This is a genomic window from Streptomyces albus subsp. chlorinus (assembly GCF_013302895.1).
Taxonomy (GTDB): Bacteria; Actinomycetota; Actinomycetes; order Streptomycetales; family Streptomycetaceae; genus Streptomyces; species Streptomyces chlorinus.
This window is the reverse complement of record NZ_VJOK01000001.1, coordinates 2411634-2414395: the sequence shown is the minus strand read 5'-3', so window position 1 is coordinate 2414395 and position 2762 is coordinate 2411634. Positions and strand designations below refer to the sequence as shown.

The window sequence follows — 2762 nt, the reverse complement described above, 5'->3', positions numbered from 1 at the left end:
ACCCGCACAGCAGGACGAGGCGGCCGAGCCCGCCCCCAAGCGCCGGGCCGGCCGGTCCGCTGCCGCCGGGGGCGAGGAGTCCCGGGCGCAGCAGGAGCAGGCGGAGGAGTCCCAGGAGGAGCGGAAGCGGAAGCCGTCCTCCAAGGCGCAGAAGGCGGAGCGTGCCGCCAAGCGGCGGGTCGCCAGGGGGTTCGAGGCGCCCGGCACCCCCGAGGCAGCGGGGCCGGCCGAGACTTCCGGCGCCGCCGGGTCCGCCGGGAGGGACGAGCCGGCCCAGGAGGGCCGGGCGGCCGGCGGTCGCCGCAAGCGGCCCATGCCGCCCATGGCGGTCTTCCAGGCGCCCGTCTTCACCGAGCCCGCCTTCCAGACCCCGCAGAGCGCCGCCGCGGCGGCCGAGGCGGAGCGCAGGGCCGAGGCGGGGGAAGAGGACGAGGAGGAGACCGGGTTCGAGGCCGGCGCCGAGGCGGAGACCGAGGCCGCACCGCGCCGCCGTCGCCGTCGCCGCGCCGACCAGGCCGAGCAGGCCGGGGCCCGGGACGAGTCCCAGGACGCGCGTGCGGACCGCGAGACCGACCGGGAGGCGGAGGCCGGGAGCGAAGCCGGGGCCGAGGCCGGGACCGGTGCCGACGAGCAGGAGACCGCGCAGGACGAGCGTCCCGCGCGCCGTCGCCGCAGGGGCGGCCGCCGCCGTCGCCGTGGCGAGGGCGGTGAGGGCGCCGAGCAGCCCGAGGGCGCCGAGGACGAGGAGCCGGAGGCGCGCGCCGAGGGCGCCGAGGAAGCCGGTGAGGGCGAGTACGGCCGGGAGGAGTCCGCCGAGGCGGGCGAGGAGTCCGCCGCTGCCGCCTCCACCAGCAGCTCGCGCCGTCGCCGCCGTCGCCGCCGCCGGTCCGGAGAGGCCGAGGCACCGGCCGCCGAGGCCGTCACCACGGACGACCCCGAGCGCACCGTCGTCAAGGTCCGCGAGCCGCGCAAGAAGAAGGACGAGCCCACCGACGAGGTGCAGGCCATCAAGGGCTCCACGCGGCTGGAGGCCAAGAAGCAGCGCCGCCGCGAGGGCCGTGAGCAGGGCCGCCGCCGGGTGCCGATCATCACCGAGGCGGAGTTCCTCGCCCGCCGCGAGGCCGTCAAGCGGGAGATGATCGTGCGGCAGAGCGGTGAGCGCACCCAGATCGCCGTCCTTGAGGACGACGTGCTGGTCGAGCACTTCGTCAACAAGGAGCAGTCGACCAGCTACGTCGGCAATGTCTACCTCGGCAAGGTGCAGAACGTCCTGCCGTCGATGGAGGCCGCCTTCGTCGACATCGGCAAGGGCCGCAACGCCGTGCTGTACGCGGGCGAGGTCAACTTCGAGGCGCTCGGCATGGCGGGCGGGCCGCGCCGTATCGAGACCGCGCTCAAGTCGGGCCAGCCGGTGCTGGTGCAGGTCACCAAGGACCCGATCGGCCACAAGGGCGCCCGGCTGACCAGCCAGGTCTCGCTGCCGGGCCGCTACCTCGTCTACGTGCCCGAGGGTTCGATGACGGGCATCAGCCGCAAGCTGCCGGACACCGAGCGCTCGCGGCTCAAGCAGATCCTCAAGCGGGTCGTCCCCGAGAACGCGGGCGTGATCGTCCGCACCGCCGCCGAGGGCGCCAGCGAGGAGGAGCTGCGCCGGGACGTCGAGCGGCTCCAGGCCCAGTGGGAGGACATCCAGAAGAAGGCGCAGAAGGGCAACGCGCCCACGCTGCTGTACGGCGAGCCGGACATGACGGTCCGCGTCGTGCGGGACATCTTCAACGAGGACTTCTCCAAGGTCATCGTCAGCGGCGACGAGGCGTGGGACACCATTCACGGCTACGTCTCGCACGTGGCGCCCGACCTGGGCGACCGGCTCCAGAAGTGGACCTCGGACGTCGATGTCTTCGCCACCTACCGGATCGACGAGCAGCTGGCCAAGGCGCTGGACCGCAAGGTGTGGCTGCCCAGCGGCGGCTCGCTGGTCATCGACCGCACCGAGGCGATGGTCGTGGTCGACGTCAACACCGGCAAGTTCACCGGCCAGGGCGGCAACCTGGAGGAGACGGTCACCAGGAACAACCTGGAGGCGGCCGAGGAGATCGTGCGCCAGCTGCGGCTGCGCGACCTCGGCGGCATCATCGTGATCGACTTCATCGACATGGTCCTGGAGTCCAACCGCGACCTGGTGCTGCGCCGCCTGCTGGAGTGCCTGGGCCGGGACCGTACGAAGCACCAGGTGGCGGAGGTCACCTCGCTGGGCCTGGTGCAGATGACCCGCAAGCGGGTCGGCCAGGGGCTGCTGGAGGCGTTCTCCGAGCCGTGCGTGCACTGCAACGGGCGCGGCGTCATCGTGCACCTGGACCAGGCGACCGCCGCGGCCGGGGGCCAGGGCGGCGGCAAGAAGGGCAAGAAGGGCAAGGGCAAGGCCGAGACCAAGGCGGAGGCCAGGGCCGAGGCGAAGTCCGGTAAGCCGGAGGGCCCGGACCGAGGGCGACCAGGGCGGAGCGGCCGAGGGCAGGGGCGGCCGGCCCGCCGCGGCCGAGGAGCAGCGACCAGGGGCCGGTCCCGCGCCGGAGGCCGAGCCCTCGCCCGCGACCGCGCCGGCGGCAGCCGCCGTCGAGCCCGCGGAGACCGTGGCCGAGGCCGCCGGGCTGTCGGCGCAGCCGGCCGCGCCGGTGGAGTTCGTCCCGGACGAGGAGCTGTTCAACAGCGCGGCCGAGGCGGAGGCCGCGGCCACCGCCTCGCGGGGCCGGATGCGGCGCCGG

Annotated in this window: 1 protein-coding gene; it reads left to right on the top strand. The window is 74.7% G+C overall.

All coding sequences use genetic code 11. The features are described from left to right. The coding region (locus tag FM076_RS10900; protein ID WP_243274423.1) for an Rne/Rng family ribonuclease at window positions 1-2762 on the top strand (2762 nt) is incomplete at both ends.